General features: G+C 63.2%; 23 protein-coding genes and 1 tRNA gene. 11 read left to right on the forward strand and 13 right to left on the reverse strand.

Features of this window, described 5'->3' with window-relative positions:
* Window positions 1-403 precede the first annotated feature (403 nt).
* Window positions 404-1,846 (forward strand): magnesium transporter, encoded by a 1,443-nt coding sequence (gene mgtE, locus M2D63_RS22335; RefSeq protein ID WP_285865205.1) that lies wholly within the window; start codon window positions 404-406, stop codon window positions 1,844-1,846.
* Between the two features lie 65 nt (window positions 1,847-1,911).
* Here mgtE and M2D63_RS22340 read toward each other — a convergent pair whose 3' ends face one another.
* Window positions 1,912-2,238, reverse strand: a complete 327-nt coding sequence (locus M2D63_RS22340) for an Arc family DNA-binding protein (protein WP_003254499.1) — start codon at window positions 2,236-2,238, stop codon at window positions 1,912-1,914.
* A 342-nt stretch (window positions 2,239-2,580) separates the two neighbouring features.
* On the opposite strand from M2D63_RS22340, the gene phnN reads away from it, so the two are divergent.
* Entirely contained in the window at window positions 2,581-3,183 is a 603-nt protein-coding gene (phnN, locus tag M2D63_RS22345) for a phosphonate metabolism protein/1,5-bisphosphokinase (PRPP-forming) PhnN (protein WP_285865207.1), read from the forward strand.
* Window positions 3,184-3,321: 138 nt separating this feature from the next.
* Window positions 3,322-3,398, forward strand: a tRNA-Arg gene (locus tag M2D63_RS22350).
* 121 nt (window positions 3,399-3,519) lie between these two features.
* Here M2D63_RS22350 and M2D63_RS22355 read toward each other — a convergent pair.
* Together M2D63_RS22355 and M2D63_RS22360 are read right to left on the reverse strand one after the other, a co-directional pair.
* Window positions 3,520-5,952, reverse strand: a complete 2,433-nt coding sequence (locus M2D63_RS22355; protein ID WP_285865208.1) for an SAM-dependent methyltransferase — start codon at window positions 5,950-5,952, stop codon at window positions 3,520-3,522.
* A gap of 2 nt (window positions 5,953-5,954) precedes the next feature.
* The gene (locus M2D63_RS22360; RefSeq protein ID WP_285865210.1) at window positions 5,955-6,686 is read right to left on the reverse strand and encodes a protein-L-isoaspartate(D-aspartate) O-methyltransferase; all 732 of its coding nucleotides are present in this window, start codon (window positions 6,684-6,686) and stop codon (window positions 5,955-5,957) included.
* Between the two features lie 165 nt (window positions 6,687-6,851).
* Here M2D63_RS22360 and M2D63_RS22365 point away from each other — a divergent pair, with 165 nt between their 5' ends.
* Window positions 6,852-7,580 (forward strand): tellurite resistance TerB family protein, encoded by a 729-nt coding sequence (locus tag M2D63_RS22365; RefSeq protein ID WP_285865212.1) that lies wholly within the window; start codon window positions 6,852-6,854, stop codon window positions 7,578-7,580.
* 78 nt (window positions 7,581-7,658) lie between these two features.
* On the opposite strand, the gene M2D63_RS22370 is transcribed toward M2D63_RS22365, so the two are convergent.
* Window positions 7,659-8,525 carry a patatin-like phospholipase family protein gene (locus tag M2D63_RS22370; protein ID WP_285865214.1) on the reverse strand — a complete coding sequence of 289 codons (867 nt, stop codon included), beginning with the start codon at window positions 8,523-8,525 and terminating at the stop codon, window positions 7,659-7,661.
* A gap of 259 nt (window positions 8,526-8,784) precedes the next feature.
* Between M2D63_RS22370 and M2D63_RS22375 the strand changes: the two genes are divergently transcribed.
* Window positions 8,785-10,491: a hypothetical protein gene (locus M2D63_RS22375; protein WP_285865215.1), complete on the forward strand. Its 1,707-nt coding sequence runs from the start codon at window positions 8,785-8,787 to the stop codon at window positions 10,489-10,491.
* Window positions 10,492-10,541: 50 nt separating this feature from the next.
* On the opposite strand, the gene M2D63_RS22380 is transcribed toward M2D63_RS22375, so the two are convergent.
* On the reverse strand, window positions 10,542-11,111 hold the full coding sequence (locus M2D63_RS22380) for a hypothetical protein (RefSeq protein WP_285865217.1): 570 nt from the start codon (window positions 11,109-11,111) through the stop codon (window positions 10,542-10,544).
* A 206-nt stretch (window positions 11,112-11,317) separates the two neighbouring features.
* Between M2D63_RS22380 and M2D63_RS22385 the strand changes: the two genes are divergently transcribed.
* On the forward strand, window positions 11,318-12,316 hold the full coding sequence (locus M2D63_RS22385) for a sensor domain-containing diguanylate cyclase (protein WP_285865219.1): 999 nt from the start codon (window positions 11,318-11,320) through the stop codon (window positions 12,314-12,316).
* 54 nt (window positions 12,317-12,370) lie between these two features.
* Here the strand turns inward: M2D63_RS22385 and lpdA are convergent, their stop codons facing one another.
* Genes lpdA through M2D63_RS22405 form a run of 4 tightly spaced genes read right to left on the reverse strand, consistent with a single transcriptional unit; the run spans window position 12,371 to window position 17,347 of the window.
* Window positions 12,371-13,756 carry a dihydrolipoyl dehydrogenase gene (gene lpdA, locus M2D63_RS22390; RefSeq protein WP_285865221.1) on the reverse strand — a complete coding sequence of 462 codons (1,386 nt, stop codon included), beginning with the start codon at window positions 13,754-13,756 and terminating at the stop codon, window positions 12,371-12,373.
* A 2-nt stretch (window positions 13,757-13,758) separates the two neighbouring features.
* Window positions 13,759-15,054, reverse strand: coding sequence for a dihydrolipoamide acetyltransferase family protein (locus M2D63_RS22395; protein ID WP_285865223.1), 1,296 nt, complete (start codon window positions 15,052-15,054; stop codon window positions 13,759-13,761).
* A complete protein-coding gene (locus M2D63_RS22400; protein WP_285865224.1) occupies window positions 15,055-16,113 on the reverse strand; it encodes an alpha-ketoacid dehydrogenase subunit beta in 1,059 nt (352 codons plus the stop codon).
* A gap of 1 nt (window position 16,114) precedes the next feature.
* Window positions 16,115-17,347, reverse strand: coding sequence for a 3-methyl-2-oxobutanoate dehydrogenase (2-methylpropanoyl-transferring) subunit alpha (locus tag M2D63_RS22405; protein ID WP_285865226.1), 1,233 nt, complete (start codon window positions 17,345-17,347; stop codon window positions 16,115-16,117).
* A 202-nt stretch (window positions 17,348-17,549) separates the two neighbouring features.
* Here M2D63_RS22405 and bkdR point away from each other — a divergent pair, with 202 nt between their 5' ends.
* From bkdR to M2D63_RS22420, 3 genes are all read left to right on the forward strand, one after another.
* Entirely contained in the window at window positions 17,550-18,035 is a 486-nt protein-coding gene (gene bkdR, locus M2D63_RS22410; protein WP_045189126.1) for a Bkd operon transcriptional regulator BkdR, read from the forward strand.
* A 282-nt stretch (window positions 18,036-18,317) separates the two neighbouring features.
* Window positions 18,318-19,559, forward strand: coding sequence for a glutamine synthetase family protein (locus M2D63_RS22415; RefSeq protein ID WP_285865257.1), 1,242 nt, complete (start codon window positions 18,318-18,320; stop codon window positions 19,557-19,559).
* Window positions 19,560-19,652: 93 nt separating this feature from the next.
* Window positions 19,653-20,999: an MFS transporter gene (locus tag M2D63_RS22420; RefSeq protein WP_285865234.1), complete on the forward strand. Its 1,347-nt coding sequence runs from the start codon at window positions 19,653-19,655 to the stop codon at window positions 20,997-20,999.
* A 72-nt stretch (window positions 21,000-21,071) separates the two neighbouring features.
* Here the strand turns inward: M2D63_RS22420 and M2D63_RS22425 are convergent, their stop codons facing one another.
* The 4 genes from M2D63_RS22425 to flgA all read right to left on the reverse strand — a co-directional run bounded on the left by M2D63_RS22425 (window position 21,072) and on the right by flgA (window position 23,641).
* Window positions 21,072-21,815, reverse strand: a complete 744-nt coding sequence (locus M2D63_RS22425; protein WP_285865236.1) for a flagellar brake protein — start codon at window positions 21,813-21,815, stop codon at window positions 21,072-21,074.
* A gap of 80 nt (window positions 21,816-21,895) precedes the next feature.
* Window positions 21,896-22,363 (reverse strand): flagella synthesis protein FlgN, encoded by a 468-nt coding sequence (locus tag M2D63_RS22430; protein WP_285865238.1) that lies wholly within the window; start codon window positions 22,361-22,363, stop codon window positions 21,896-21,898.
* Window positions 22,364-22,408: 45 nt separating this feature from the next.
* Entirely contained in the window at window positions 22,409-22,726 is a 318-nt protein-coding gene (flgM, locus tag M2D63_RS22435; protein WP_285865239.1) for a flagellar biosynthesis anti-sigma factor FlgM, read from the reverse strand.
* A 174-nt stretch (window positions 22,727-22,900) separates the two neighbouring features.
* Entirely contained in the window at window positions 22,901-23,641 is a 741-nt protein-coding gene (gene flgA, locus M2D63_RS22440) for a flagellar basal body P-ring formation chaperone FlgA (protein WP_285865241.1), read from the reverse strand.
* 68 nt (window positions 23,642-23,709) lie between these two features.
* On the opposite strand from flgA, the gene M2D63_RS22445 reads away from it, so the two are divergent.
* Entirely contained in the window at window positions 23,710-24,639 is a 930-nt protein-coding gene (locus tag M2D63_RS22445; RefSeq protein WP_285865242.1) for a chemotaxis protein CheV, read from the forward strand.
* Window positions 24,640-24,690: 51 nt separating this feature from the next.
* On the forward strand, window positions 24,691-25,518 hold the full coding sequence (gene cheR / locus M2D63_RS22450; RefSeq protein ID WP_285865243.1) for a protein-glutamate O-methyltransferase CheR: 828 nt from the start codon (window positions 24,691-24,693) through the stop codon (window positions 25,516-25,518).
* The last annotated feature ends 584 nt before the right edge of the window (window positions 25,519-26,102 follow it).

Here is a 26,102-nt window from a genome sequence, read left to right on the forward strand (position 1 = left end):
ATAGCTCAGCTGGATAGAGTACTCGGCTACGAACCGAGCGGTCGGAGGTTCGAATCCTCCTGAGTGCACCATACGACAGAAAGCCCGCCTAGCTAGGCGGGCTTTTTGCTTTCCGGTGTTTGAAGTTTTTCTCCCTGGCATGTGTTCTTTTGCCTACAGCTGCCGTCGCACTGATAGCTGCACACGTTGTCACAACTATGTCGCGCAAACGATTGTTCTAGCCACGATTTTTTCAGCACCCTGACAGCTCAAGCGGTGTATGATTGCGCCCGTCAGCCCCGCCGGGGCTTGTGGAAAACCACCATGGACTTACCCAGTAGTTACTCAATAGCAAGTTTTGCCAATCAAGATCTGACTGATTGATTCTCCCGGCGTGCTCCGCTGCTGGGAGTGGAGTTCGCCTATGACCGAAATCGAAGTAAAAAAGGCTCAAGACAGCCTGCAGGACCGCCTGGCCCAGGTGGTCGAGCTGCTGCAGCGCCAGCGCGTGGTAGAAGACCTGACGCATCGTCAGGAGGGTCATCACCATGACCTGGTAGAAAACCTCGTTCACCGCCAGAACCTGGTCGAGTTGCAGCGCAAACTCGACGACCTGCACTCCGCCGACGTCGCCTACATTCTCGAAGCCTTGCCCCTGGACGATCGACTGACCGTCTGGCAACTGGTCAAGGCCGAGCGCGACGGCGACATCCTCCTGGAAGTATCCGACTCGGTTCGTGAAACCCTGATCGCCGACATGGACGATCACGAGCTGCTCGCCGCGGCCAAGGAGATGGACGCCGACGAACTCGCGGACCTGGCGCCAGAACTGCCCCGTGACGTCGTCCACGAGCTGATGGAAAGCCTCGATGCCCAGCAGCGCGAGCGCGTGCGTTCGGCTCTGAGCTACGACGAGGAGCAGGTCGGCGCGCTGATGGACTTCGAGATGGTCACCATCCGTGAAGACGTCAGCCTGGAAGTGGTCCTGCGTTACCTGCGCCGGCTCAAGGAGCTGCCTGGGCATACCGACAAATTGTTCGTGGTCGATTACGACGGCATCCTCAAGGGAGTGCTGCCGATCAAGCGTCTGTTGGTCAACGACCCCGAGAAACAAGTGGCCGAAGTCATGGCCGATGATCCGGTGGTATTCCAGCCGGAAGAAGACGCTTACGATGCCGCTCAAGCCTTCGAACGATACGACCTGGTATCGGCGCCGGTAGTGGACAAGAGCGGTCGCCTGATCGGCCGTCTGACCATTGACGAGATGGTCGACCTGATTCGTGAGGAAAGCGAGACCGAAGTGCTGAACATGGCCGGTCTGCGCGAAGAGGAGGACATCTTTGCCTCGGTCTGGCGTTCGTTGCGCAACCGTTGGGCGTGGCTGGCGATCAACCTGATCACCGCCTTCGTCGCCTCGCGGGTGATCGGCCTGTTCGAAGGCTCGATCGAGAAGCTGGTGGCCCTGGCGGCGCTGATGCCGATCGTGGCCGGCATTGGTGGCAACTCCGGTAACCAGACCATCACCATGATCGTCCGCGCCATGGCCCTGGACCAGGTGAGCCCCGGCAACACCACGCGCCTGATGCGCAAGGAACTGGCTGTGGGCCTGATCAACGGCCTGATCTGGGGTGGGGTGATCGGCCTGGTGGCCTACCTGCTGTACGACAGCTGGTCGCTCGGCGTGGTCATGACCGGCGCCATGACCCTCAACCTGCTGCTGGCTGCGTTAATGGGGGTACTGATCCCCATGACCCTGGTGCGCCTGGGGCGGGATCCGGCCATGGGCTCCAGCGTGATGATCACGGCGGTCACCGACAGCGGCGGGTTCTTCATCTTCCTGGGACTGGCGACTATCTTCCTCTTGTAGGTCCGGGAAAATCCGCAGACACAAAAAAGCCAGCTTACGCTGGCTTTTTCAATTGCGGCTTCGACTCAGGAGGCGTCGGCGGCCATCTCGACATCGTGGGCAATCAGGGCCACCAGGGCGTTTTGCTGGCGGTGGGAAAGTTGGCGGAAGCGTTGCAGCAGCTCACGCTCGTGCAGCGACAGCTCCGGGCTGTCCAGGCGCATGCTCAGCTCGTCACCCAGGGCTCCTTCCTGGATCAGGCTCTGCTCCAGGCGGGCAATGATTTCCGAGTTCATGCTGCGGTGGTGGTTGCGCGCTACCTCGGCAATGCGCTCACGCATTCCGTCGGGGAGGCGGACGACGAATTTGTCAGCGGTGCGGCTTGAGTAAATAGCCTGTTTCATTGGGCGCATATAATTGACCGGTTTAGTTCAGGGGAAGCGGTTCTCGAAATTGGCCGCACGATGGAACTACGACCATCACGGCGACAAAATGTTCAACCTGAATTGTGAATGAGGTGTGAATCATGCCTCATTGTCGCCGGTTCCTTGGCGTCAATTCTGTGACAAATAGTGAGCCGGATAAAGGCGTATTGCCAGTACCAATTATCAGAAATGAGCACTGGTTTGAAAAGTTTTCATTTCCTCCATCTAACGTCCCGTCGGAACCTCTTCACCGGCTACGCTCAATAGGCGCAAAAAAGCCGGGGAAAGCGTCTAAAATGCGCGGGCTTCCCACCTTTGAGAATAGTGGCTATGCAGCATGACGCAAGCGCAACGCCGTGTGCAGCAACGCCTGGGCGCCTGGTCTATCTGATGGGCCCGTCCGGATCCGGCAAGGACTCGCTGATAGCGGCTGCCCGCGCCACCCTGGAACGCCATCAGGTGCTCGTCGCCAGGCGCGTGATCACGCGCTCGGCCGAAGCCAAGGGCGAAGACGCCGTGAGCGTTTCCCCCGAACGTTTCCAGCAGCTGTGTGCCGAAGGCGCCTTCGCCCTGCATTGGCAGGCCAACGATCTGTCCTATGGTATCCCGGTCGAGATCGATGACGGTTTGCGGCAGGGGCGTACGGTGCTGGTCAACGGCTCTCGCGCGTACCTGGCCCAGGCCCGGCAACGCTATCCGGACCTGTTCGCCATCTTGTTGACGGTCGAGCCGCAGGTATTGCGCCAGCGCTTGCTGTCCCGGGGGCGCGAGCCCCTGGAGGATATCGAACGCCGCCTGGCGCGCAGCCAGGCACTGTCGTTGCAGGACCCTGGCGTGCACCTGCTGGACAACTCCACCCGGCTTGAGGATGCCGTCGAGCGATTGTTGCAACTGCTGCGCGAGCAGGGGGTGCTCGAAGGCGAGTGCCAATAGTTGAAGCAGACTGCATGCTTGGCCCCCGTTGGGAAAAAGCCCCAGGTAAAAACCCCCATGGATGACATGACAAATGTCGATGTGCTGGTTAACATGCACGCCGTCCCCGCCGTGTAACGCTCGTTACCGGCCCTCAGTGTCTCAGTAGCTCAATTGGATAGAGCATCCCCCTCCTAAGGGGAAGGTTGGCAGTTCGAACCTGCCCTGGGACACCATCTAATTCGCGCCTTTCAAGCCACTCTCCGAATATCTGATTTTCTCCATGACTGCCGGGTGGCGGCAGCAGGCCATTCACCTCACCAGGGGCTGTTGACGTTTCGCTGCGAACCGCCGCGTTCAGGGAAACGTGAAGGCCGCCGCGAGATACATCAGCAACGCCAGCAGCAACACCACGGTGAAGCCCAGGTGGATCGCCAGCAGGGTCGCCAGCACGGCTGCCACCACCGACACGCAGGCGTTGACGCCCCAGGCGATCGGCACCAGTGCTTCGGCGCGGGTGGAGACGCGCTTGAGTCCGAGCGGAAACGGCATGCCCATGGCGAACGCCAGCGGCGCTATCAACGCGGCGCAGATGCCGAACCGGGCGAGGGTCTGCACCGGGGCCAGCAGCTGGAACAACGGCGGCAGGGCGATCAGGTAGAGCAGGGCGATCGCGCAGATCGCCAGGACCGGCCGCGCCAGCGGATGACGAGGCCCCGCACCCGTTCCACGGTCACCCCGCCGCCGGCCGGAGTAACGGCTGCCCAGGCCTGCGAAGATCAGGAACGCGCTGAGCGTTACCGCCACCGAATACAGCGGGTGGCTGAGGAACAGGGTGAACTTCTGGATGAAGGCGATTTCCACGAACATGAAGGCGAAGCCGATGGCGGCGAAGTAAGACACGAGCCGAAGTTCGAACCTGGCCAACACTGCATTTCCAGAGCGCCGCTGGCGCCGCCGCGCCACCCATAGCGGCACCAGGATCAGCAGCACGGCGGCCACGCCGGACTGCAGCAGCGTGGCGATCAGTACCGGATAGCCCCACTCCAGCATTGACAGGCCACCCTGCGCCTTCAGCGCCAGCAGTTCCGGCAGCGAGCGCCACTTGAAGAAGTGGAAGAAATACGGCCGGTCATCCATGGTCGGACTCACGTCGAACTTGTAGCGCGCCAGGAACTGCGCGCGCTCACCGGACAGCAGGGCCTGCGCCGCGTCGAAGTACCAGGGCCGGTCGAGCAGGTTGTAGCGGTTCGCCTCGGCCACGGTCATCCCGGGGTAGTAGGCCAGGTCGAAGGAGCGCGCCTGGCTGAACTCTCGCAGCACGGCGATGCTGGCGTCGTCGAAATCCCTGTTGCTGACCAGTAGCGTCGTGGTCTTCCAGCCGCGGATCATGACGATGCGCCGCGCCGCACTGGCCTGTCCGTTGTGCTCGATGGCCGCGGCGGCGGTGGCCAGCAGCCTGGGAACATCGCGCGGCGGCAGGGTGACCCAGCGGGTGATGGCCAGCAGGCCACCAGGCGCTAGATGGCGCAGGTACTCGGCGAAGGCTTCCACCGTGTACAGGTAGTTCTCGGACAGCGCATGCAGGCCGCCCGAGGCGGCGCCGAAGGAGTCGAGCAAGGCGATCTGGATCAGGTCGTAAGGTTCGCTGCGCGAAGCCACCAGGCCGCGCGCCTCGCCGATCAGCACACGGACGTTGGGCGCGCTGTACGGCTTGCCGGAGAAGTCGGCGAAGCGGTGCTGGACCAGATCGATCACCTGCGGGTTCAGTTCGATGGCATCCACCGCACTGGCGCCGTGATAGATCGCCTGCAGCACATCGGCGCCGGCGCCGCTGCCCAGCACCAGCACGCGGGGTTGGCGCAGCAAGTGATAGGGCAGAGCCGAGGTCAGGTAGTCCAGGTAGGCGAGCGGCTCGCGGCGCCCGTCATAGCGGTTCAGCACGGAAAGGCCGTCGCCGTCGGTGAAGATGGCCAGTTGCGCGGGCGGTTCCTGCGTTGCGTTGAGGCTCAGGCCCGGAGCGTGGCGCAGGGGAATGGTCGGGCTGTCGACGACCGTGAGCAGGCCCAGCGGGCTCCAGGCCTGGGCGATGACGTGCGCATCCTTGATACGCAGCATCTGGCTCAGTTCCTTGTACTCGGAGGGCGACAGGGCGATCCAGCGCCCGGGAACGCCGGCCGGCACCGCGACCGCCGCTGCCAGCAGCAACGGCACGAGCCAGTACCTGTGCCGGGTGCAAGCCATGGCGGCCAGCGCCCCGGCGGCGATGCCGGTGCCGCCCAGCAGCCGCAGCGCATCGACGGGCGTCAGGGCGAACAGCGCGGCGACGATCGCCAGGCTGCCCACGCCGGCGCCGAGAGTGTCGAAGGCGTAGATCCGGTGAATCTGCTCCTGAAAGCAGGTGAGGGTCAGGCAGATGCACACCGCCGCGCAGAAGAACGGCACGAACAGCAGCAGGTAGAGCCCGAGCAGGCGCGCCGGCTGCCGCGCGTCCCAGAGGATCTCGAGGGGATTGAACGGCACTTGCTGGGCCAGGCCGAAGCAGGCGATGGCGCTCAGTCCGAACAGCACCGCGCCGCCGATGAACGTGCCGTGAAAGCGCGGTGCCAGCACCGGTCGCGCCAGCGCCACGACGGTGCCGGCTGCGCCGTAGCCGAGCAGTGCGACGCTGATCATCATATAGGCGAAATGGTGCCACTGAATGATCGAAAGCAGTCGTAGCAGCAGCACCTGATAGCCAAGCGCGGAGGCAGACAGCAGCGCCAGGGCGAGCAACGGCGGTGAGTGCATGCTCAACCGCCTCCGACCAGCGGCACGAAGCTCACTGGCAGCACCTGCCGGGTGGACACACTGCCATCGCCGGCCTTCTCGATCAGCAGCAGGTACTGGACCATGAACGGCGCGCCGACCGGGATTACCATCCGTCCGCCGGCCTTGAGCTGGGCGATCAGTGGCGGCGGCACATGGCTGGCGGCGGCAGTGACGAGGATGGCGTCGTAAGGCCCGTGCTCGGACCAGCCGTGGTAGCCATCGCCCAGCCGGGCCTGCACCTTCGCATAGCCCAGCCGGCCCAGACGCTCCCCGGCCTGCGCGGCCAGCGGCTCGATGATTTCCATTGTGTAGACCGCCTGCGCCAGTTCGGCGAGGATCGCTGCCTGGTAGCCCGAGCCGGTGCCGATCTCGAGCACCACATCGCCGGGCCCGACCTGCGCCAGGTCGGTCATCAGGGCGACAATGTAGGGCTGGGAGATGGTCTGGCCGTAGCCGATCGGCAGCGGCCGGTTCTCGTAGGCGTAGGGCACCTCGTCGGGTGGGACGAACCTGTCGCGTGGCACCCTGGCCATCGCGGCCATCACCGGCGCGGAAAACTCGGCCCTGCCGGTTTCGTCACGGGTGACCGACGACATGTCGGCGATCTCCCGCACCATGGCGTCGCGCAATGGCGCGAACGGGTCGTCGGCATGCAGGCCGGCGGATGCCAGCGCCAGGACGATGGCAGGCGCCAGGATGCGGGTCAGGAGCATCACCGGCTTCACAATGATTCCTCCGCCTGAGGAACAGTCAAATCGTATGGCAGGTGGGCTGGCTCGGCAAGCCGGGTTTCCCGTCGGCCAGACGGTCATGGCGGATCGCCTTGAGGGGGCTATCGTTGCTTGTCTGGGCAACGACTACCGACCGAGGGCGGTGCCATGAATACCAGTGATTTACTCGAACAGTTACTTCGGGCCGGACAGGGCTCGCAAGCGCAACAAGGGAGCGGCGGCATGTCTTCGCAAGACGCGCTGGGCGGTTTGGGCGGCTTGTTGGGTGGTCTGCTTGGCGGCGGCGGTGCAGCAGGTGGCGGTGGTGGCCTTGGTGGTTTGCTGGGCGGCCTGCTGGGCGGCGGTGGCGGTGGTGGCAGCGCTGGCGGCTATAACCAGGGGCGCTCCGCTGGTGGTACCAATTACGCGGCCCTGGCGTCGTTGGGCATGATGGCGTTCCAGGCCTATCAAAGCTGGCAGCGCAGCCAGGCGGCAGCGCCGCAACAGGCGGTGCGTACTGTCGATCAATTGTCCGGCCCCGAGATCGAGGATCACAGCCATGCCATCTTGCGCGCGCTGATTGCGGCAGCCAAGGCTGACGGTCGCATCGACAAGCAAGAAGAACAGTTGATCTACGCTGAAATCAAACGTCAAACCAGCGACCCGCAACTGCAGCAATGGCTGGATGAGGAAGTCAGCAAGCCACTCGATGCTGCCGAGGTGGCTCAGTCGGCCCAGGACCCGGCCATGGCCGCGGAAATGTACCTGGCCAGCGTGATGCTGGTGGATGACCAGCAGGACGCAGAGCGAGCCTACCTTGACGAACTGGCTGGAGCACTGCAAATCGATCCGGCATTGCAGGTGCACCTGGAGCAGCAGGCCAAGGGCGCCGCCTGACCGGGCTGAGGTGCTCTCGCCGACGCATTGCTGCCTTTATAGGCGCAACGTAGGTGCAACAAAGCCCTGACGGACCACTCAATGCTCATGGGCATGGGAATGAATGGTCAGGGCACCCGGCACCTTGGTGCGTTCCAGCCCTCCACGTCCCAGCCACTTGACGGTCTGCTCATAGGCACGCTGCAACAGCGACTCGGTCTGATCGAAGTTGAACACCGAGACATCCACGGGACACAAGGGCGGCACGATGTGCAGGCTGGTGAGCGTGCGAAAGTGTTCGATGTCGCTCACCAGTTGCCGCATGCTCATCAGATTGACGGTGTGCAAGGCCAGGGCGACCAGGCCGCGGGGAGGTTGGGTCAGGGCGCAGCTGATGCCCGTGGGGATGACCACGACGTTGCTGGCGCCCAGGGCTACAGCCGTGGCAATGGGCGTATTGCTTGCCACGCCGCCGTCGACCAGGAACTGATCGGCGATTTGCACGCAGGGGAACACCAGCGGGATGGCAGCGCTGGCCAGTAACGCCTGTTCCAGTTCACCATCGGACAGCACGGTCTCGGCGCCACTGAGCAGGTCGGTGGTGACGATGTGCAGGGGCAGCGCGGCATCCTCGATGCGATGAATGGGCAGTGCCTGGCCCAGCAACCGGTTCAAGGCCGCCGGCTGCAACAGATAGCCACGCCGTTTGATCAGTCCTCTACAGGTATCGAGCCAGGAGAGGGGGAAGATGTCGGCTTTACTCAGCCCGCGCCAGAATCCGGCGAGCGCCTCGACCCCGGCCGAGTCAGGTCGTGCGGCAAAGTAGGCACCGTTGATGGCACCTACCGACGCGCCAACCACCATGTCGAATCGAACATCGGCCTCGACCAGGGCCCGCAACATGCCCACCTGCACCGCACCCAGGCTTCCGCCACCTGCGAATACGATTGCGGTTGTGCTCGCCATGGTCGAAGCCTCTGTGCACAGGTGTATCGAAGCAGTTTAGTTCACCGCTACAGACGCCCACTGTTGAGTGGGCGCCTGCACAAGCTTACCCGCCTGCTGTCGTTTGGTCGGGTAGACGTCCGGTCGCCTGCAAAACCTTGACGCTTTCCTGTCGGTGTCTTTAATTCACTATAGAAAGCCCTGAAATCCAACCAGTTTTCCCGAGTAGCAGTCCGGGTGGTATTCCCGTGCGTGTTCACTTGTTCTCGGGAGAACTGCCATGCCAAACAGCGCAGATGTGTTGTGGTTCAAGACGCAATTCCAGGCCTCGATCGAACCCCGGCTAGCGGGTTTGCCCTTCACCGTTGACTTCATTACCGCCATTGCCTGCCAGGAAACCGGACATGTCTGGTCGGTCCTGCGTTCCAAGTCGATGACCACCAGCCAGATCCTGGCCCTGTGCGTGGGTGACACGCTGGATGCCGATAAAGGCCGTTCGGCATTTCCCAAGACCAAGTCCGACTTGCTGGCGGTGCCCGGTGGTGCAGCGATGTTCGACCTGGCCCACAAGGCCTTGGTCGACATGGCCGAGCACATTCCCGGGTTCGCGGCGGTAGCCAAGAAACCGAACAAGTTTTGCCATGGCTTCGGTCTGTTCCAGCGCGATCTGCAGTTCTTCAAGACCGATCCGAATTACTTCCTCGACAGGCGCTACGAGCATTTCGACGACACCCTGGACATGTGCCTGGGCGAACTCAAGCGTGGGCTGAAGAAGCTGGGGTTCCAGGGCCGTTCGCAATTGACCAACCTTGAGCTGGCGGCTGTTGCCATTGCCTACAACACAGGTGGGTTCAATCCGAAGAAAGGCCTGCAGCAGGGCCATTTCGATGGCAAGCAGTTCTACGGTCAGAAGATCTTCGACTTCATCCAGCTTGCCCAGACGGTGGCCCTGCCGGGCAACGCGCCGCAGCTTGCAGCACCGGCCATGGGGCTTGCCCTGATGCCGGCACCGAGCCCGGTGGAGGCGCAAGGTGACTTCTTCCGGGTAGACACCCGCGAGGGCATGCTGCGGGTGCGCAGCGAACCCAGGATCAGCGATCCGGAACAGGCGAATGTCATCGGTCACTTACCCGATGGGCATCCGGTGCGGGCGATCAAGAAAAAAGCCGAGGGCGGTTTCCGGGAAGTGGAGACCTCCCTGGCCGGTGCGTTGTTGCATGGTTTCGTATCGCAAAAATTTCTTGTGCCGGCGTCCGACATTGCCGACATTCCTGTCGTCGCTCCAGCCGACTCTCAGCCGGCCACCGGCGTCGTGGCCGTGTCGATGCCGAGGAAACCCGGCCGGGTGACCCGGCGAACGGATCCGGCCGGTGCACACTCGCTGAACGAGTCAGGCCAACCGACGCGACAAGGCTCGACGCCGGACGAATTGCGCGCAGAGCTTGCGGCTATCATCAAATGGCTGGCGGTGGATAACGCGGCGCACACGCGTTATCAGCCCCACGACGGCCTGACGTTCTGCAACATCTACTGTCACGACTATTGCCATCTGGCCGGTGCGTACCTGCCGCGGGTGTGGTGGACGTCCAAGGCCGCCATAGCGCTGGCCAAGGGGCAGAAGGTGGAGCCTTTGATCGGCGAGACGATCTTCGAGGTGCGCGCCAATGACCTGTTTCGCTGGTTGCGCGACTTCGGGCCTGATTTCGGCTGGCGCCAGACCGGGACCTTGAGCAAGCTGCAGCAAGCCGCCAACCAGGGCGGTATCGGCTTGATCGTGGCGCGGCGCAAGGAGGACGGCAAGTCCGGGCACATTGTCGCGGTGGTCCCCGAAACACCCGAGTTCAGTGCCAAACGCGATGCAGCGGGCGAAGTGACCTCACCCTTGCAGAGCCAGGCGGGCGCCAGCAACTTTCGCTATGGCAACGGCAAGGTCAACTGGTGGAACGGCGAGCAGTTCGCCGAGAGCGCGTTCTGGGTGCATGCCTGAAGCCCTTGAGGCTGCCGGGCAGCCTCAGGTTTTACCGGGGCCTGAGTGGATCAGGCCTGCAGGGCGTTTTTGTGCTGCTCGTCAGTTGTTCCCTCTGCCGTTGTCAGGGGCGCTACCTGATTGGCTGCGAGTGCCGGCGCCTGCATTTGTGCATCGAGCGCAGCCAGCGACTCCATCTCGGTTTGCTGCTTCATCTGCTCGGCGATTTTCTCCTCGATCTTTTCCTGTTCTTCCGGCGGCAGGTTCTCGAACTCTTCCACGCTCATGCCCAGTTCGGCGAGCAGCTTGGCCTTGATCTTCTCGGCGGGCGACAGCGCCATGTACTCGCGAAATTCCTCGGCAGCCCCTGAACTGGCAACCGAAGAGTTACCGACAGTCGTCGTTTCACCCAAGGCGTAGTCCGGGTTCTGCAGCAGCACCTTGAGCTTGGCGAAGGCTTCTTCGCGAGCGTCATCGGCATTCTGCCGGGCGGTGTTGTCGCGGCTCTGCTGTTGCGCAGCCACGCCGCTGGCGGCGGTCAGCGGGCGAAACTGCGTGTGCTGCTCGGCGCTCGCTTCGGCGATAGCGCGCAGGGGATAGTTGGCCAACTGTTGCCAGCCAGCGCCATTGATAATGTTCACCGGATCTCGCTCCTTGATGGGCTGCAGGATTGCGAGGGTGCGAGGGGCAAAAGCTGTGCCAGCTGGCCAATGGCTACGCAAGCTCTAGTATGTAAAGGGTTGCGGGGTTGAACGGCATTCATCGCCTCGGAACCTTGTTGCCGAGCAGGGGAAAACCTTTGCCGTCGGCGGCAAGCCATTCATCCGCACGGACAAGGAGAGCGTCCATGAGTGCGATATCGAAGGTTCCATCCCTCACCCTCGAGCACGACCAGTTGCAGACCTTGCTCGATCTGATCAGCGACGGTATCTGGGACTGGAACGCCAACACCGGCTACGTCTACCGCAACCCGGGCTGGTACCGGATGCTCGGGTATGCCAGCCACTCCCTGGACAACTCGGTGCACACCTGGGAGAACATCATCCACCCGGAGGACTACCCGCGGGTGATGGCGCATTTCGAGGCCTATGTCAGTTCCAGGTCCGAGCAGTACCGGGTGGAATACCGTTGCCGCTGCCAGGACGGCAGCTACCTGTGGGTCGAAGACCGCGGCCACATCCTCGCGCGCAATCCGGATGGCACGGTCGCGCGCATGCTCGGGGCCCATCGCAACATCGATGCCGGCAAGCGCATGGTGGAGCAACTGATGCAGCAGAAGCTGTCACTGGAGTCGCTGGTGGGTGAGCGCACCCGTGAACTGTCCTGGGTCAACCAGCAACTGCAGCGCCAGCTCGACGAGAATCGCGACCTGGCCGAGCGTGATGCCCTGACCCAGGTCGCCAACCGCTATCGCCTGGAAAAGGTCTTGCAGCTGGAGTGCGAGCGCGCGCAGCGTTTTCGTCACCCGCTGGCGTTGCTGGTCATGGATGTCGATGACTTCAAGCCGATCAACGAGCGCTACGGTCATGCCCGTGGCGATGCGGCATTGATTGAGGTCGCGGAGCGGATCAAGGGGTGCCTGCAGGAGGAGCAGTTGCTGGCGCGTTGGGGGGGAGACGAGTTTGTGGTGGTCATGCCCCACGAGCAGCTGGCCCGGGCGCGCGCCCTGGCCGAACGGATTGCCCAGGCACTGGCGCAGGCATCACCGCTGGGGGACAGCCGGCTGACCTTGAGTTTCGGGCTGGTGCAATGGCAGGACGGGGAAGGGCAGGCGCAGTTGTTGAACCGGGCCGAGCAGGCGTTGTACCGGGCCAAGCAGGCCGGTAAGGCGAAAATCTGCGAGTAAAAAGGACCCGCTGCGCCGTGCAGCGGGTCAAATCGGCCTTGGCCGCTTCAGTGTCTACAGGTGCAGGGCATGGCCCAGGGCGCGCAATGCCGCCTCCTGGACCGCCTCGCCGAGGGTCGGGTGCGCATGGATGGTGCCGGCCACATCTTCCAGGCGCGCGCCCATTTCCAGGGATTGGGCGAACGCCGTCGACAGCTCCGACACACCGACGCCTACCGCTTGCCAACCGAGGATCAGATGGTTGTCGCGACGGGCGACCACGCGTACGAAGCCACTTTTCGATTCCAGGGTCATGGCCCGGCCGTTGGCTGCGAAGGGGAACTGCGAGACGATGCAGTCCAGGCCTTGCTCGGCGACGTTCTCCGGGGTCTTGCCGACCACCACCAGCTCTGGATCGGTGAAGCACACCGCAGCAATGGCGTTCGGTTCGAAACGACGGGTCTTGCCGGCAATGATTTCCGCGACCATCTCACCCTGGGCCATGGCCCGGTGGGCGAGCATCGGTTCACCGCTGAGATCGCCGATGGCCCAGACATTGCGCATGCTGGTCTGGCAGCGTTCATCGATGGCCACGGCCGAGCCGTTCATCTTCAGGGCCAGGCTTTCCAGGTTGAAGCCCTGGGTGCGTGGCTTGCGTCCGACCGCCACCAGCACCCGGTCGGTGTCCAGTTGCAGCAATTCACCGTCCGGGTTGCGTACCTGCAGGCGCTGGCTGGCGGCATCGAAGCCTTCGACACTGTGCTTGAGGTACAGCGTGATCCCCAGCTTCTTGATCGACTCGGCCACCGGCGCGGTCAGTTCGCTGTCATAGGTCGGCAGGATGCGCTCGCGTGCTTCGACCACACTGACCTCGACGCCCAGCTTGCGGTAGGCAATGCCCAGCTCCAGGCCGATGTAGCCGCCGCCCACCACCGTCAGGTGCTTGGGCAGGCTGTTCGGCGCCAGGGCTTCGGTGGAGGAAATTACCGCGCCGCCCAGCGGCAGCATCGGCAACTCGACGCTGCTGGAACCGGTGGCCAGCAGCAGGTGCTCGCACTGGATGCGCTGGCCGTCGACTTCGACGTTCTTGCCGTCGAGGATCTTCGCCCAGCCATGGATGACCTTGACCCCGTGCTTTTTCAGCAGGGCGGCGACGCCGCTGGTGAGGCGATCGACGATGCCGTCCTTCCAGGCCACGCTCTGGCCGATGTCCAGGCTCGGTGGCGAAACCTTGATGCCCAGGCTCGACTGCTGGCTGTGCAGCTGGGTCTGGTGGAACTGCTCGGCGACATGGATCAGCGCCTTGGACGGAATGCAGCCGATGTTAAGGCAAGTGCCGCCCAGGGCTTGGCCTTCGACCAGCACAGTGGGGATGCCCAGCTGGCCGGCACGGATGGCCGCGACATAACCGCCAGGGCCGCCACCGATGATCAGCAGGGTGGTGTTTTGGGTCTGTTGCATGGTCACTCCACAAACAGGCTGGCGGGTTGTTCGAGCAGGCCGCGGATGGCCTGGATGAAGAGTGCTGCGTCCATGCCGTCGACCACGCGGTGATCGAAGGACGAGGACAGGTTCATCATCTTGCGGATGACGATCTGGCCGTTGATCACCATCGGCCGTTCGACCATGCGGTTGACCCCGACGATGGCCACTTCCGGCGTGTTGACCACCGGCGTCGAGACGATCCCGCCCAGGGCACCGAGGCTGGTGAGGGTGATGGTGGAGCCCGACAGTTCTTCACGGCTGGCCTTGTTGCCGCGGGCGGCATTGGCCAGGCGCACGATCTCGCCGGCGTTGCTCCACAGGCTGCCGGCCTCGGCGTGACGCAGTACCGGTACCATCAGGCCGTTGTCGCCCTGGGTGGCGATGCCCACATGCACCGCGCCATGGCGGGTGATGACCTGGGCTTCGTCGTCGTAGGTGGCGTTGATCTGCGGGAATTCGCGCAGGGCCACGACCATGGCGCGGACCAGGAACGGCAGCAGGGTCAGCTTGCCGCGGCTGTCGCCCCACTTCTTGTTCAGGTGCAGGCGCAGTTCTTCCAGGGCGGTGACATCGATCTCTTCGACGTAGCTGAAGTGCGCGACGCGACGCTTGGCGTCCTGCATGCGCTGGGCGATCTTGCGGCGCAGGCCGATCACCGGGATCTGTTCGCTGTCGCTGCGCTTGGCATAGCCCGACGGGCTTTGCGTGGCGCGGACCGGCTGGGTCAGGAAGGCATCCAGGTCTTCATGCAGGATGCGCCCGGCCGGGCCGCTGCCATGCACATAGCGCAGCTCGATACCGGCATCCAGGGCGCGCTTGCGCACGGCCGGGGAGGCCAGGGGGCGCTCGTTGACTTCGCGAGGGGTGATAGGGGCCGCCTGGTGTTGGGACGGTACGGGGGCGCAAGCCGGTGCGGGGGCAGATACAGGTGCAGCGACCGGGGTGGCTTGTTCGCGGGGCGAGCCCGCTCCCACAGGCGAGCCCGCTCCCACAGGGGCGGGGGTGTCGGCAGATTGCTGGAGGTTGCCTGCACCTTCGACTTCGATGCGGATCAGCTCGCTGCCCACCGCCATGACTTCACCCGGCTGGCCGCCCAGGGCCAGGACCTTGCCGCTGACCGGCGAAGGGATTTCCACCGTGGCCTTGTCGGTCATGACATCGGCCACGACCTGGTCTTCGGTGACGGTATCGCCGACTTTGACGAACCACTCCACCAGCTCAACTTGTGCGATGCCTTCACCGATATCCGGCATCTTGATGACGTGCGTGCCCATTCAGACCTCCATGACCCGTTTCAATGCCGCGCCCACTCGCGAGGGGCCGGGGAAATACGCCCATTCCTGCGCATGCGGGTAGGGGGTGTCCCAGCCGGTGACGCGCTCGATCGGGGCTTCGAGGTGATGGAAGCAATGCTCCTGGACCAGCGCGATCAGCTCGGCGCCGAATCCGCAGGTACGGGTGGCCTCGTGGACCACCACGCAACGACCGGTCTTCTTCACCGAGGCGACGATGGTTTCCAGGTCCAGCGGCCACAGGCTGCGCAGGTCGATGACTTCGGCATCGACGCCGGTTTCCTCGGCGGCCACCTGGGACACATACACAGTGGTGCCATAGGTCAGCACGGTCACGTCATTGCCGGGGCGGGTGATGGCGGCCTTGTCCAGCGGCACGGTGTAGTAGCCATCGGGCACGGCACTGGCCGGGTGTTTCGACCAGGGGGTTACCGGACGGTCGTGGTGGCCGTCGAACGGGCCGTTGTACAGGCGCTTGGGCTCCAGGAAGATCACCGGGTCGTCGTTCTCGATCGAGGCGATCAGCAGGCCTTTGGCGTCATAGGGGTTGGACGGCATCACCGTACGCAGGCCGCAGACCTGGGTGAACATCGCCTCGGGGCTCTGGCTGTGGGTCTGGCCACCGTAGATGCCGCCACCGCAGGGCATGCGCAGGGTCAAGGGCGCGACGAATTCGCCGGCCGAGCGATAACGCAGGCGGGCCATTTCCGAAACGATCTGGTCGGAGGCCGGGTAGAAGTAGTCGGCGAACTGGATTTCGACGACCGGACGCAGGCCGTAGGCGCCCATGCCCACGGCGGTGCCGACGATGCCGCTCTCGGAGATCGGTGCGTCGAAGACCCGCGATTTGCCGTACTTGACCTGCAGGCCTTCGGTGCAGCGGAATACGCCGCCGAAGTAGCCGACATCCTGGCCGTAGACGACCACGTTGTCATCGCGCTCGAGCATGATGTCCATGGCCGAGCGCAGGGCCTGGATCATGGTCATGGTGGTAGTCGCCATGGCGGTTTCCAACTCGATAGAAGTGTTGTGATCGTTCATGTCAGATCCCCAGTTCCTGGCGCTGCCGGCGCAGGTGCTCCGGCATCTCCTTGTAGACGTCCTCGAACATGGAGGCCGGGCTCGGCATCTGGCCACCGGCCAGGGTGCCGTACTGCTCGGCTTCTTTCTGCGCCTTGATGATCTCGGCCTCGAGCTCGGCGGTGACCGCCTGGTGCTCTTCCTCGGACCAGTGGCCGATGGCGATCAGGTGCTGTTTGAGGCGGGCGATCGGATCGCCCAGGGGGAAGTGGCTCCAGTCGTCGGCCGGGCGGTACTTGGACGGATCGTCCGACGTCGAGTGCGGGCCGGCACGGTAGGTGACCCATTCGATCAGGCTCGGGCCCAGGCCGCGACGGGCGCGTTCGGCGGCCCAGCGCGAAGCGGCGTAGACGGCGATGAAGTCGTTGCCGTCGACCCGCAGCGAAGCGATGCCGCAACCCACGCCACGACCGGCGAAGGTGGTCGATTCACCACCGGCGATGGCCTGGAAGGTGGAGATCGCCCACTGGTTGTTGACCACGTTGAGGATCACCGGCGCACGGTAGACGTGGGCGAAGGTCAGGGCGGTGTGGAAGTCGGATTCGGCGGTGGCGCCGTCGCCGATCCAGGCCGAGGCGATCTTGGTATCACCCTTGATGGCCGAGGCCATGGCCCAGCCGACGGCCTGGACGAACTGGGTCGCCAGGTTGCCGCTGATGGTGAAGAAGCCGGCTTCGCGCACCGAATACATGATCGGCAACTGACGGCCCTTGAGCGGATCGCGCTCGTTGGACAGCAACTGGCAGATCATTTCCACCAGCGACACATTGCGGGCCATGAGGATGCTTTGCTGGCGGTAGGTGGGGAAGCACATGTCGGTGCGGTTCAGGGCCATGGCCTGGCCTGCGCCGATGGCTTCCTCGCCCAGGCTCTGCATGTAGAAGGACATCTTCTTCTGCCGCTGGGCGACCACCATGCGGCTGTCGAACAGCCGGGTCTTGAGCATGGTGCGCATGCCTTCGCGCAGGATCTCGGGGCTGATGTCCTCGGCCCACGGGCCCAGGGCATTGCCTTTGTCGTCCAGCACCCGGATCAGGCTATAGGAGATATCGGCGGTATCGGCGGCTTCTACATCGACGGGAGGTTTACGGACCTGACCGGCATCGTTCAGACGCAGGTAGGAAAAATCAGTCTGGCAGCCTGGCCGGCCGGTAGGCTCGGGCACATGCAGACGCAGGGGGGCGTACTCGTTCATGCTTTTTTACGCTCGCTCTGTCTTGTGTTTTTGTTGAGCTTTGAAGCGGTCGCTACTCAAACCCAGGCTTGTGACCAGGGAGTCAGTCTTGCCCTACATGATATTCCGGCGCCTGAAGAATATTTTTCTCAAGTTCGTTGCCTTTGCGCGGGCTTGCGGATAAACATTCCTTATAAAGACAAAAAACAGGTGAAATTCTCTCATGCGCAAACTGGATCGCACCGATATCGGCATTCTCAACAGCCTTCAGGAAAATGCCCGGATCACCAATGCCGAGCTGGCGCGCTCGGTGAACCTGTCGCCCACCCCGTGCTTCAACCGGGTCAAGGCCATGGAGGAACTGGGCGTGATTCGCCAGCAGGTGACCTTGCTGGCGCCGGAGGTGCTGGGACTGGACGTCAATGTGTTCATTCATGTCAGCCTCGAGAAGCAGGTGGAGCAGTCGTTGCACCGTTTCGAGGAAGAGATCGCCGAGCGCCCGGAGGTCATGGAGTGCTACCTGATGACCGGCGACCCGGACTACCTGCTGCGGGTGCTGCTGCCGAGCATCCAGGCGCTGGAGCGCTTTCTCGATTACCTGACCCGCTTGCCGGGGGTGGCCAACATCCGTTCCAGCTTTGCCTTGAAACAGGTGCGCTACAAGACCGCGTTGCCGTTGCCGGCTAACGGCCTGACCCTGCCGGGCTGACGGGTACATCCAATCGCGGGGCAAGCCCGCTCCCACCTTGTGGAAGCGGGCTTGCCCCGCGATTGGCGATGTCGAAAATAACGATCAAACCCCGGTCAGGGTGCTTGAAATTCCGAACGCCCAGTGCCTATGTTGTAGCTGTCGCCGTACACGGCATGCGAAAACAACAAGGATAGCGTCATGACGACCAGTGGCCAGTGCTCTCTCGCCGAACGATTGAATGGCATCGATGAGGTCGAATGCGTAACGCCCGACCTCAACGGCATACCGCGCGGCAAGGTCATGACCGCTGCGGGCTTTCTCGAAGGGCGGCGTTTGCAGATGGCCCGTGGCGTGCTGTTGCAGTGCATCATGGGCGGCTACCCGCCGGCGCGTTTCTATGGCAGTGATGACGGCGACCTGGCCCTGGTGGCCGATGCCCAGCAGATCCACCGCCTGCCCTGGAGCGATGAGCCCCGCGCCCTGGCGATTTGTGATGCGGTCGAATTGAACGGAGACAGTTCCGGCCTGTCCACCCGCGGCCTGCTCAAGGCGGTGATCGCCCGTTACGCCGCCCGTGGCCTGGCCCCGGTGGTGGCCACCGAGCTGGAGTTCTTCGTCTTCGCCCCCAACAGCGACCCGACCCAGCCGTTCCTGCCACCAGTGGGCAAGGACGGGCGCCGCGAAGAGGGGCACTCGGCGTTCAGCGTCAGCTCCAACAACGGCCTGCGTCCTTTCTTTACCGAGGTGTATCGCTGCTTGGCGGCCCTGGGCTTGCCCCGCGATACCTTCATGCACGAGATGGGCGTCAGTCAGTTCGAGATCAATCTGTTGCATGGCGACCCGCTGCTGCTGGCCGACCAGACCCTGCTGTTCAAGCACCTGCTCAAGGAAGTCGCCCTCAAGCACGGCCTGACCGTGGTGTGCATGGCCAAGCCGCTGGCGCATACGCCGGGCAGCTCCATGCACATCCATCAAAGCGTGGTGGAGATCGACAGCGGGCGTAATGTGTTCAGCGATGCCGCCGGCAAACCGACCGCGACCTTCCACCATTTCATCGGTGGCTTGCAGGCGTGCATGGCGGATTTCACCGCGCTGTTCGCGCCCAACGTCAACTCCTACCAGCGCCTGTGCCATCCCTATGCCTCGCCCAACAATGCCTGCTGGTCCGAAGACAATCGCGCCGCCGGCCTGCGCATTCCGGCAAGCGCTGCGGTGGCGCGGCGGGTGGAGAACCGGCTGCCGGGTGCCGACAGCAACCCTTACCTGGCCATCGCCGCCAGCCTTGCCGCAGGCCTGTACGGCATCGAGCAGCAACTGCAACCGACGCCGGCGATCCAGGGCGAATTCGAGGTGCCGGATCATTTGAGCCTGCCATGTACCTTGCATGCCGCCCTCGAACGTCTGAAACGCAGCGCGCTTGCCCGGGAGTTGTTCGGCAAGGAATTCATCGAAGGCTACCTCGCCACCAAGACCCTGGAGCTCTCCAGTTTCTTCGATGAAATCACCCCGTGGGAGCGCCGTGTGCTGGCAGCGCAGGCCTAGCCTTTTTTTACCGCCAAGGTCTGCAGCGCCGCTATTTTCACTTATGCTTTCAAGCAGTTTTTCCACCTGCTCAAGGGGCCGTTCGGGACGCTGATGCGACAGATCTGGAAGTCTTTTCGCGCGCTGTATTTCGCTGCGCTGATGATGTTGATCGGCTCTGGCTTGTTGAGTACCTACCTGGCCCTGCGCCTGGCTGCCGACCATGTCGACAGCCTCTGGGTCGGTGCACTGATGGCGGCCAACTATTTCGGCCTGGCCCTGGGCGGCAAGATCGGCCACCGGCTGATCGCCCGGGTCGGGCACATCCGTGCCTATGCCGCCTGTGCCGGCATCGTCGGTGCGGCGGTGCTCGGGCACGGGATGGTGAGCTGGTTGCCGGCCTGGCTGGTTTTGCGAGTGATCGTGGGCCTGGGGATGATGTGCCAGTACATGGTCATCGAGAGCTGGCTCAACGAGCAGGCCGATGCCAAGCAGCGCGGCGCCGTGTTCAGCGGCTATATGATCGCCTCCTACCTGGGCCTGGTGCTCGGGCAGCTGATCCTGGTCGCGCATCCGGAGCTTGGGCCGGAACTGCTGATGCTGGTCGCCATGTGCTTTACCCTGTGCCTGGTGCCGGTGGCGCTGACCCGGCGCATTCACCCGGCGGCGTTGCGTCCGGCGCCGCTGGATCCGCGCTTCTTCATCAAGCGGGTGCCGCAGTCGCTCAGCACCGTGCTGGGCTCGGGGTTGATCGTCGGTTCTTTCTATGGCCTGGCACCCTTGTACGCGGCCAAGCAGGGGTTGAGTACCGAACAGGTCGGTCTGTTCATGGGCTCCTGCATTTTCGCCGGCCTCTTGGTGCAGTGGCCGCTGGGCTGGTTGTCGGACCGCTATGACCGCGCGGTGCTGATCCGTAGCGTGGCCATCGGCCTGGCGATTTTTGCCTTGCCCCTGGCGATCATGCCGGTAGTGCCGCTGGTGGTGCTGTTTGCCGCCGGGTTCGCGGTGTCGTTGCTGCAGTTCTGCCTGTATCCGCTGGCGGTGGCTTTTTCCAACGACCATATCGAGAGCGAGCGGCGGGTGTCGCTCACGGCCATGCTATTGGTGACCTACGGTGTCGGTGCCAGTATCGGGCCGCTGGTGGCGGGGGTGCTGATGAAGGTGTTGGGCACCCATATGCTCTATGCCTTCTGCGTGTTCTTCGCCCTGGTGCTGGTGTGGCGGATTCGTCCGAAAGCGGTAACCGGTTTGCATCAGGTCGACGATGCACCGCTCAATCACGTGGCCATGCCGGCGGCCGGTTCGCCACTGTCGGCAGCGCTGGACCCACGGGTCGACGAGCAGGTCGTGCAGGAGCAGATGCAGACGCCCGTGGCCGCCGAGGATACCGAGGCGGAAGACGTACCGGTGGAAGAAGAGGGTGGTGCGGGTGAGGCGGGGGAGAAGCCGGCGCCGGTGTGACGGCTTTTCGCGGGGCAAGCCCGCTCCCACAGAAGAAGGTGGGAGCGGGCTTGCCCGGCGAAAGGGTTCGACTCAGTAGTCGTCTTTATCGAACCGCCGCGCTTCACGCTGCAACTGGTACACGAAGGTCTCGACCTTGCGCTGCATCTGCCCGCTGATGTTGTGGAAGCGCACGCCGGCGAAGGTGGTGTTGAAGCGCTCTTCGAAATGCAGGTGGCGCAGTTCCACTTCAACCTGGGTCAGGCCCAGCGGTGCGCCAGCGGCGAACTTTTCATACACCTGGCCCAGCTGCAGTCGTTCTTCGACATTCCCTTCAAAGCGCAGCTTGCAACCGGTGGCGGAGATGTCCAGCAGCTTGCCGCGCAGTTCGCCCTTGCCCTTGAGCCGGTCGCCATCGAGCTTGATGTCGACCAGCTGCGACAGCTTCAGCGCCGCGCGGAAGGCATTGCGTCGTTGGTGATAGGCCACCTCGGTCGGCAACGCGCCGCGGTAGCAGCGGTGGCCGTTGGCTTCGCTGATGGTCTGCGGGGTGTTGCATTCCCAGGCAATGCGCACGCCGTCATGGAAACCCTCGACACGGAACGGCTCGCCATTCTCGAGAAAACGCTCGCCGTCGCGGGGCACCATCTCGTCCAGCGACAGGCGATTGCCTTCGCGGTCGACGTCGACCACATAGCTCTGGAAGCGCTGGCTGCGTTCGTGGAAGGTGATGATCAGCGGGTCATGGCTCTCTTGCAGCGACCGCAAGTTGGCGGCAATTTCCAAAGGGGTGGTCAGCACCTTCGGAGGCTGCGGAGCTTCTGCTTCATTCAACACGGGTAGTCAATCTCCAGGCAAAAACGACACACGCAATTAACGGCATTTTGCCAGTATGTTCCGTGCCTTGATACAGGGAATCAAGCCTGACTAAGCGCCCGTGGCTTGGCAAGAGGGGAGGTCGAGCCGCGGCTGTCATACAACGACGGTGATTCACCACCCATGAGGATTCTCAGCTGGTTGGCCGTGGCGCCTTGCTGGATCTGGATCAGCTGGCCGTTGCCGGCATTGAGCGCCTGGCAATCGGCGAGCAGTTTGCCCAGGGCGTCCAGTTGTTGCAGGAGCCGCTCGCCGGCTTGCGAGTGGCTGGCCAGTTGCACGACACCTTCACGGTCCTGGCTCAGGCCGAGGCTGGCGAGCAGTTCGCTGCGCCGCCGACCTTGCTGATCGAGAAGAATCACCAACGACTGCTTGCGCGCGAGGATGTCTTCCAGCAGCGGCATGTCGCGGCCGTGCAGGGCAATCGACTCGGTCTGCAGCAATTCGAGCAGTTGTTGCGCTGGTGCGAAATCGTCTTCGATCAGTTGCAGCAGGGTCATGTCGTGCATGGCTGGCTCTTGGGTTCCGGCGTCCTGAAGTCAGCGCGCCTGGGGCTAGCGCTGGGCTTCGAAATCTAGCAGCTTGCTGGCGACGCGGTTGCTGTCGACCTGGTAGCTGCCGTTGGCGATGGCCTGTTTCAACTCCGCCACCCGGGCGCTGTTGACAACCGGCTGCTCGCGCAGCTTGTCAGTGACCTGTTGCAACTGCTGGGCCTCTTGGCTGAGGTGTACGGTTTCGCCGCTGGCGCTGCCTTGAACGACGCTGTCGGTCTTGGTCGCGCCAGTGCTGGCGGTGCTTTCCTGGCTATTGCCAGTGCGCACGCCGCCGGCAACCGACGGAGAGTTATTCAAACGACTGAAGTCGATGACCATGATCAAAAAACCTCTGGGTATTTGGACGCTTGCCTTGTTTTCGGCCAACCCGAAAGAAACTTTAGGCGCAATTGCACGGCAATCTGCGCGGCAGGCTCAAGCGCTGGGCTCCCGATCGGACACAGTTTAGGAAAAGCGCTTGCTGACCGCCAGGGTTCTTCGCGGGGCTGCTGTCTACATGGCTACTTCCACCTGTCCCGGCCCCGTGACCCTGGCCTTGACCACACGTTTTGAGTTGAGGTTGCGCACCCTGATCTGTTCGCTCTGGCCGCCCTTGCTCAGGGCCTCGCCCGGCATGCGCACACTGAGGCTGCCGCTGCGGGCGGTGATGACCACCTGATCACCCTTGCGGATGACTTCGGCCTGTTCCAGGTGCTGGGGTGTCAGCACCTGGTCCATGACCGTCGGTCGGATTACCTTCAAGCCGATGGCCTGGTCCAGGCTGGACAGAAAGCCCTGGTTCAGTGTGCCGACGTCACGTTCGCGCAGGATCACATCCTGCTCGCCGACAATGCTCTCGCGCTTGAGCGGGCGGGCCACGGTCACCACATTGCGAAACAGCCGAACCTGGGCTGGCACGAACACTGTCCAGGGGGCGGCACCTTCGCAGCGAACCCGCACGGTGACGCGGCCCAAGGGCTGTGCCGGGCTTTCCAGGCTGGCGTCCAATTGCCGGTCGCACAGAGGCATGCGCAAGCGCGGATCGAGGGTGTTGACCTGGATTTCGTAGCGCCCTTCGGTCTGGCTGCTGGCCAGATAATCTTCAACGGTGAATTCAAGAAACCCCTGGGTGACACCGATAAGCTGTTCAGGCAAGGTGAACGCGTCGGCCAGGGTCCGAACGCCAGGAACCAGCAAGCCCAGCGCAAAAAGGCAGCGGGTCAGGCGTCGGAAAAATGTCGTTTTCATGTTCATGCGGTTAAAAAAGCAAAGCGCGTGCCGACTGGGTACGCAGCTCGAAGCGTTTGGTGAAGGAGTCTGGCATGGCCGGTGTAATGGATTCGGTGAACCAGCGCACGCAACTGGTGGGGCAGAACCGCCTGGAGCTGTTGCTGTTTCGCCTCAATGGCGATCAGTTGTACGGGATTAACGTGTTCAAGGTGCGGGAAGTGCTGCAGTGCCCGTCACTGACCGTGATGCCCAAGTCCAACCCGGTGGTGCGCGGTGTCGCGAATATTCGGGGGGCAACCATCCCGATCCTGGATCTGGCGATGGCGACCGGCATGCCCGGTCTGCGTGAAGAGACCCGCAACAGCTTCGTGATCATCACGGAGTACAACACCAAGACCCAGGGCTTCCTGGTGCACTCGGTGGAACGCATCGTCAACATGAACTGGGAGGAGATCCATCCGCCACCCAAGGGCACCGGGCGCGATCACTACCTGACCGCGGTGACCCGGGTCGACGGCAAGATGGTCGAAATCATCGACGTGGAGAAGATCCTCGCCGAAGTGGCGCCGACCTCCGAGTCGATCTCCGAAGGTGTGGTCGATGCCGAGGTGCAGGACAAGGCGGTGCTGCTGCGGGTATTGACGGTCGACGACTCGTCGGTGGCACGCAAGCAGGTCAGCCGTTGCCTGCAGACCGTCGGGGTCGAGGTGGTGGCGCTCAACGATGGTCGCCAGGCGCTCGACTACCTGCGCAAGCTGGTGGATGAGGGCAAGCGGCCGGAGGAGGAGTTCCTGATGATGATCTCCGACATCGAGATGCCGGAGATGGACGGCTACACCCTGACCGCCGAGATCCGCAGCGACCCGCGCATGCAAAACCTGCACATCATCCTGCATACTTCGCTGTCCGGGGTGTTCAACCAGGCGATGGTCAAGAAGGTCGGGGCGGATGACTTCCTCGCCAAGTTCAAGCCGGACGACCTCGCCCAGCGCGTCGTCGACCGCATCAAGGCCACGCATTAACGGCCAGGGGCATGGCCCCTGGTGGTTCACACGATTTAAGAGGCGGCATCATTGTCTACGGGTAATTTGGATTTCGAACAGTTCCGGGTCTTCCTGGAAAAAGCCTGTGGCATCCTGCTGGGCGAAAATAAGCAGTACCTGGTCTCCAGCCGTCTCAACAAGCTGATGGAGCAACAGGGCATCAAGTCCCTGAGCGAGCTGGTGCAGCGTATCCAGGGCCAGCCACGCAGCGGTCTGCGCGAGCAGGTGGTGGATGCCATGACCACCAACGAGACCCTGTGGTTTCGCGACACCTATCCGTTCGAGGTGCTCAAGAACAAGGTGTTGCCCGAGCAGATCAAGGCCAACCCGGGGCAGCGTTTGCGCATCTGGTCGGCCGCCTGTTCCTCGGGGCAGGAACCGTACTCGATCTCCATGGCCATCGACGAGTTCGAGCGCAGCAATATCGGTCAGTTGAAGATGGGCGCGCAGATCGTTGCCACCGACTTGTCCGGGTCGATGCTCAACAATTGCCGCACCGGCGAGTACGACAGCCTGGCCATTGCCCGCGGCCTGTCCCAGGAGCGCCTGCAGCGTTATTTCGATGTCAAGGCGCCGGGGCGCTGGGCGGTCAAGGCGCCGATCCGCAGTCGCGTGGAGTTTCGCTCCTTCAACCTGCTCGACAGCTACGCCAGTCTGGGCAAGTTCGACATCGTGTTCTGCCGCAACGTGCTGATCTACTTCTCGGCCCAGGTCAAGAAGGACATCCTGATGCGCATCCACAGCACCTTGAAGCCGGGTGGCTATCTGTTCCTGGGCGCTTCCGAGGCGCTCAATGGTCTGCCTGACCACTACCAGATGGTTCAGTGCAGCCCGGGCATCATCTACCAAGCCAAGTAAAACGCACTGCGCGTTGGAGCGGCTGTCTTGTGGGAGCTGGCGAAGCCTGCGATCGACAGCGCAGCAGTCGCAATCCGGGCGCCTCGGCAGGCTTGATGCACCGGGTCATCGGATTCTACGACCGCTACGCGGCCGATCGCAGCCTGGCGGCAGCTCCCACAGGTACCCATGCAATCGTATGACGACTGTGCAGGAGCGGCCCTGGGCGCCGCCAAATTTGGTGTAGCCGCTGCCGAGGAACGAGGCTGCGGCTACAGAGGGTGAGCAGTTGAACCTGTGGGAGCTGGCGAAGCCTGCGATCGACTGCACAGCAGTCGCAATCCAGCTGCCTCGGTTGGCCTGATGCACCGGGTCGTCGGATTCTACGACCGCTACGCGGCCGATCGCAGCCTGGCGGCAGCGGCTACAGAGGGTGAGCAGTTGAACCTGTGGGAGCTGGCGAAGCCTGCGATCGACTGCACAGCAGTCGCAATCCAGCTGCCTCGGCTGGCCTGATGAACCGAGTCGTCGGATTCTACGACCGCTACGCGGCCGATCGCAGCCTGGCGGCAGCTCCCACAGCTACCCTGCAAGCCCGCTCCTAC

The organism is Pseudomonas sp. BJa5 (assembly GCF_030272875.2).
Lineage (GTDB): Bacteria > Pseudomonadota > Gammaproteobacteria > Pseudomonadales > Pseudomonadaceae > Aquipseudomonas.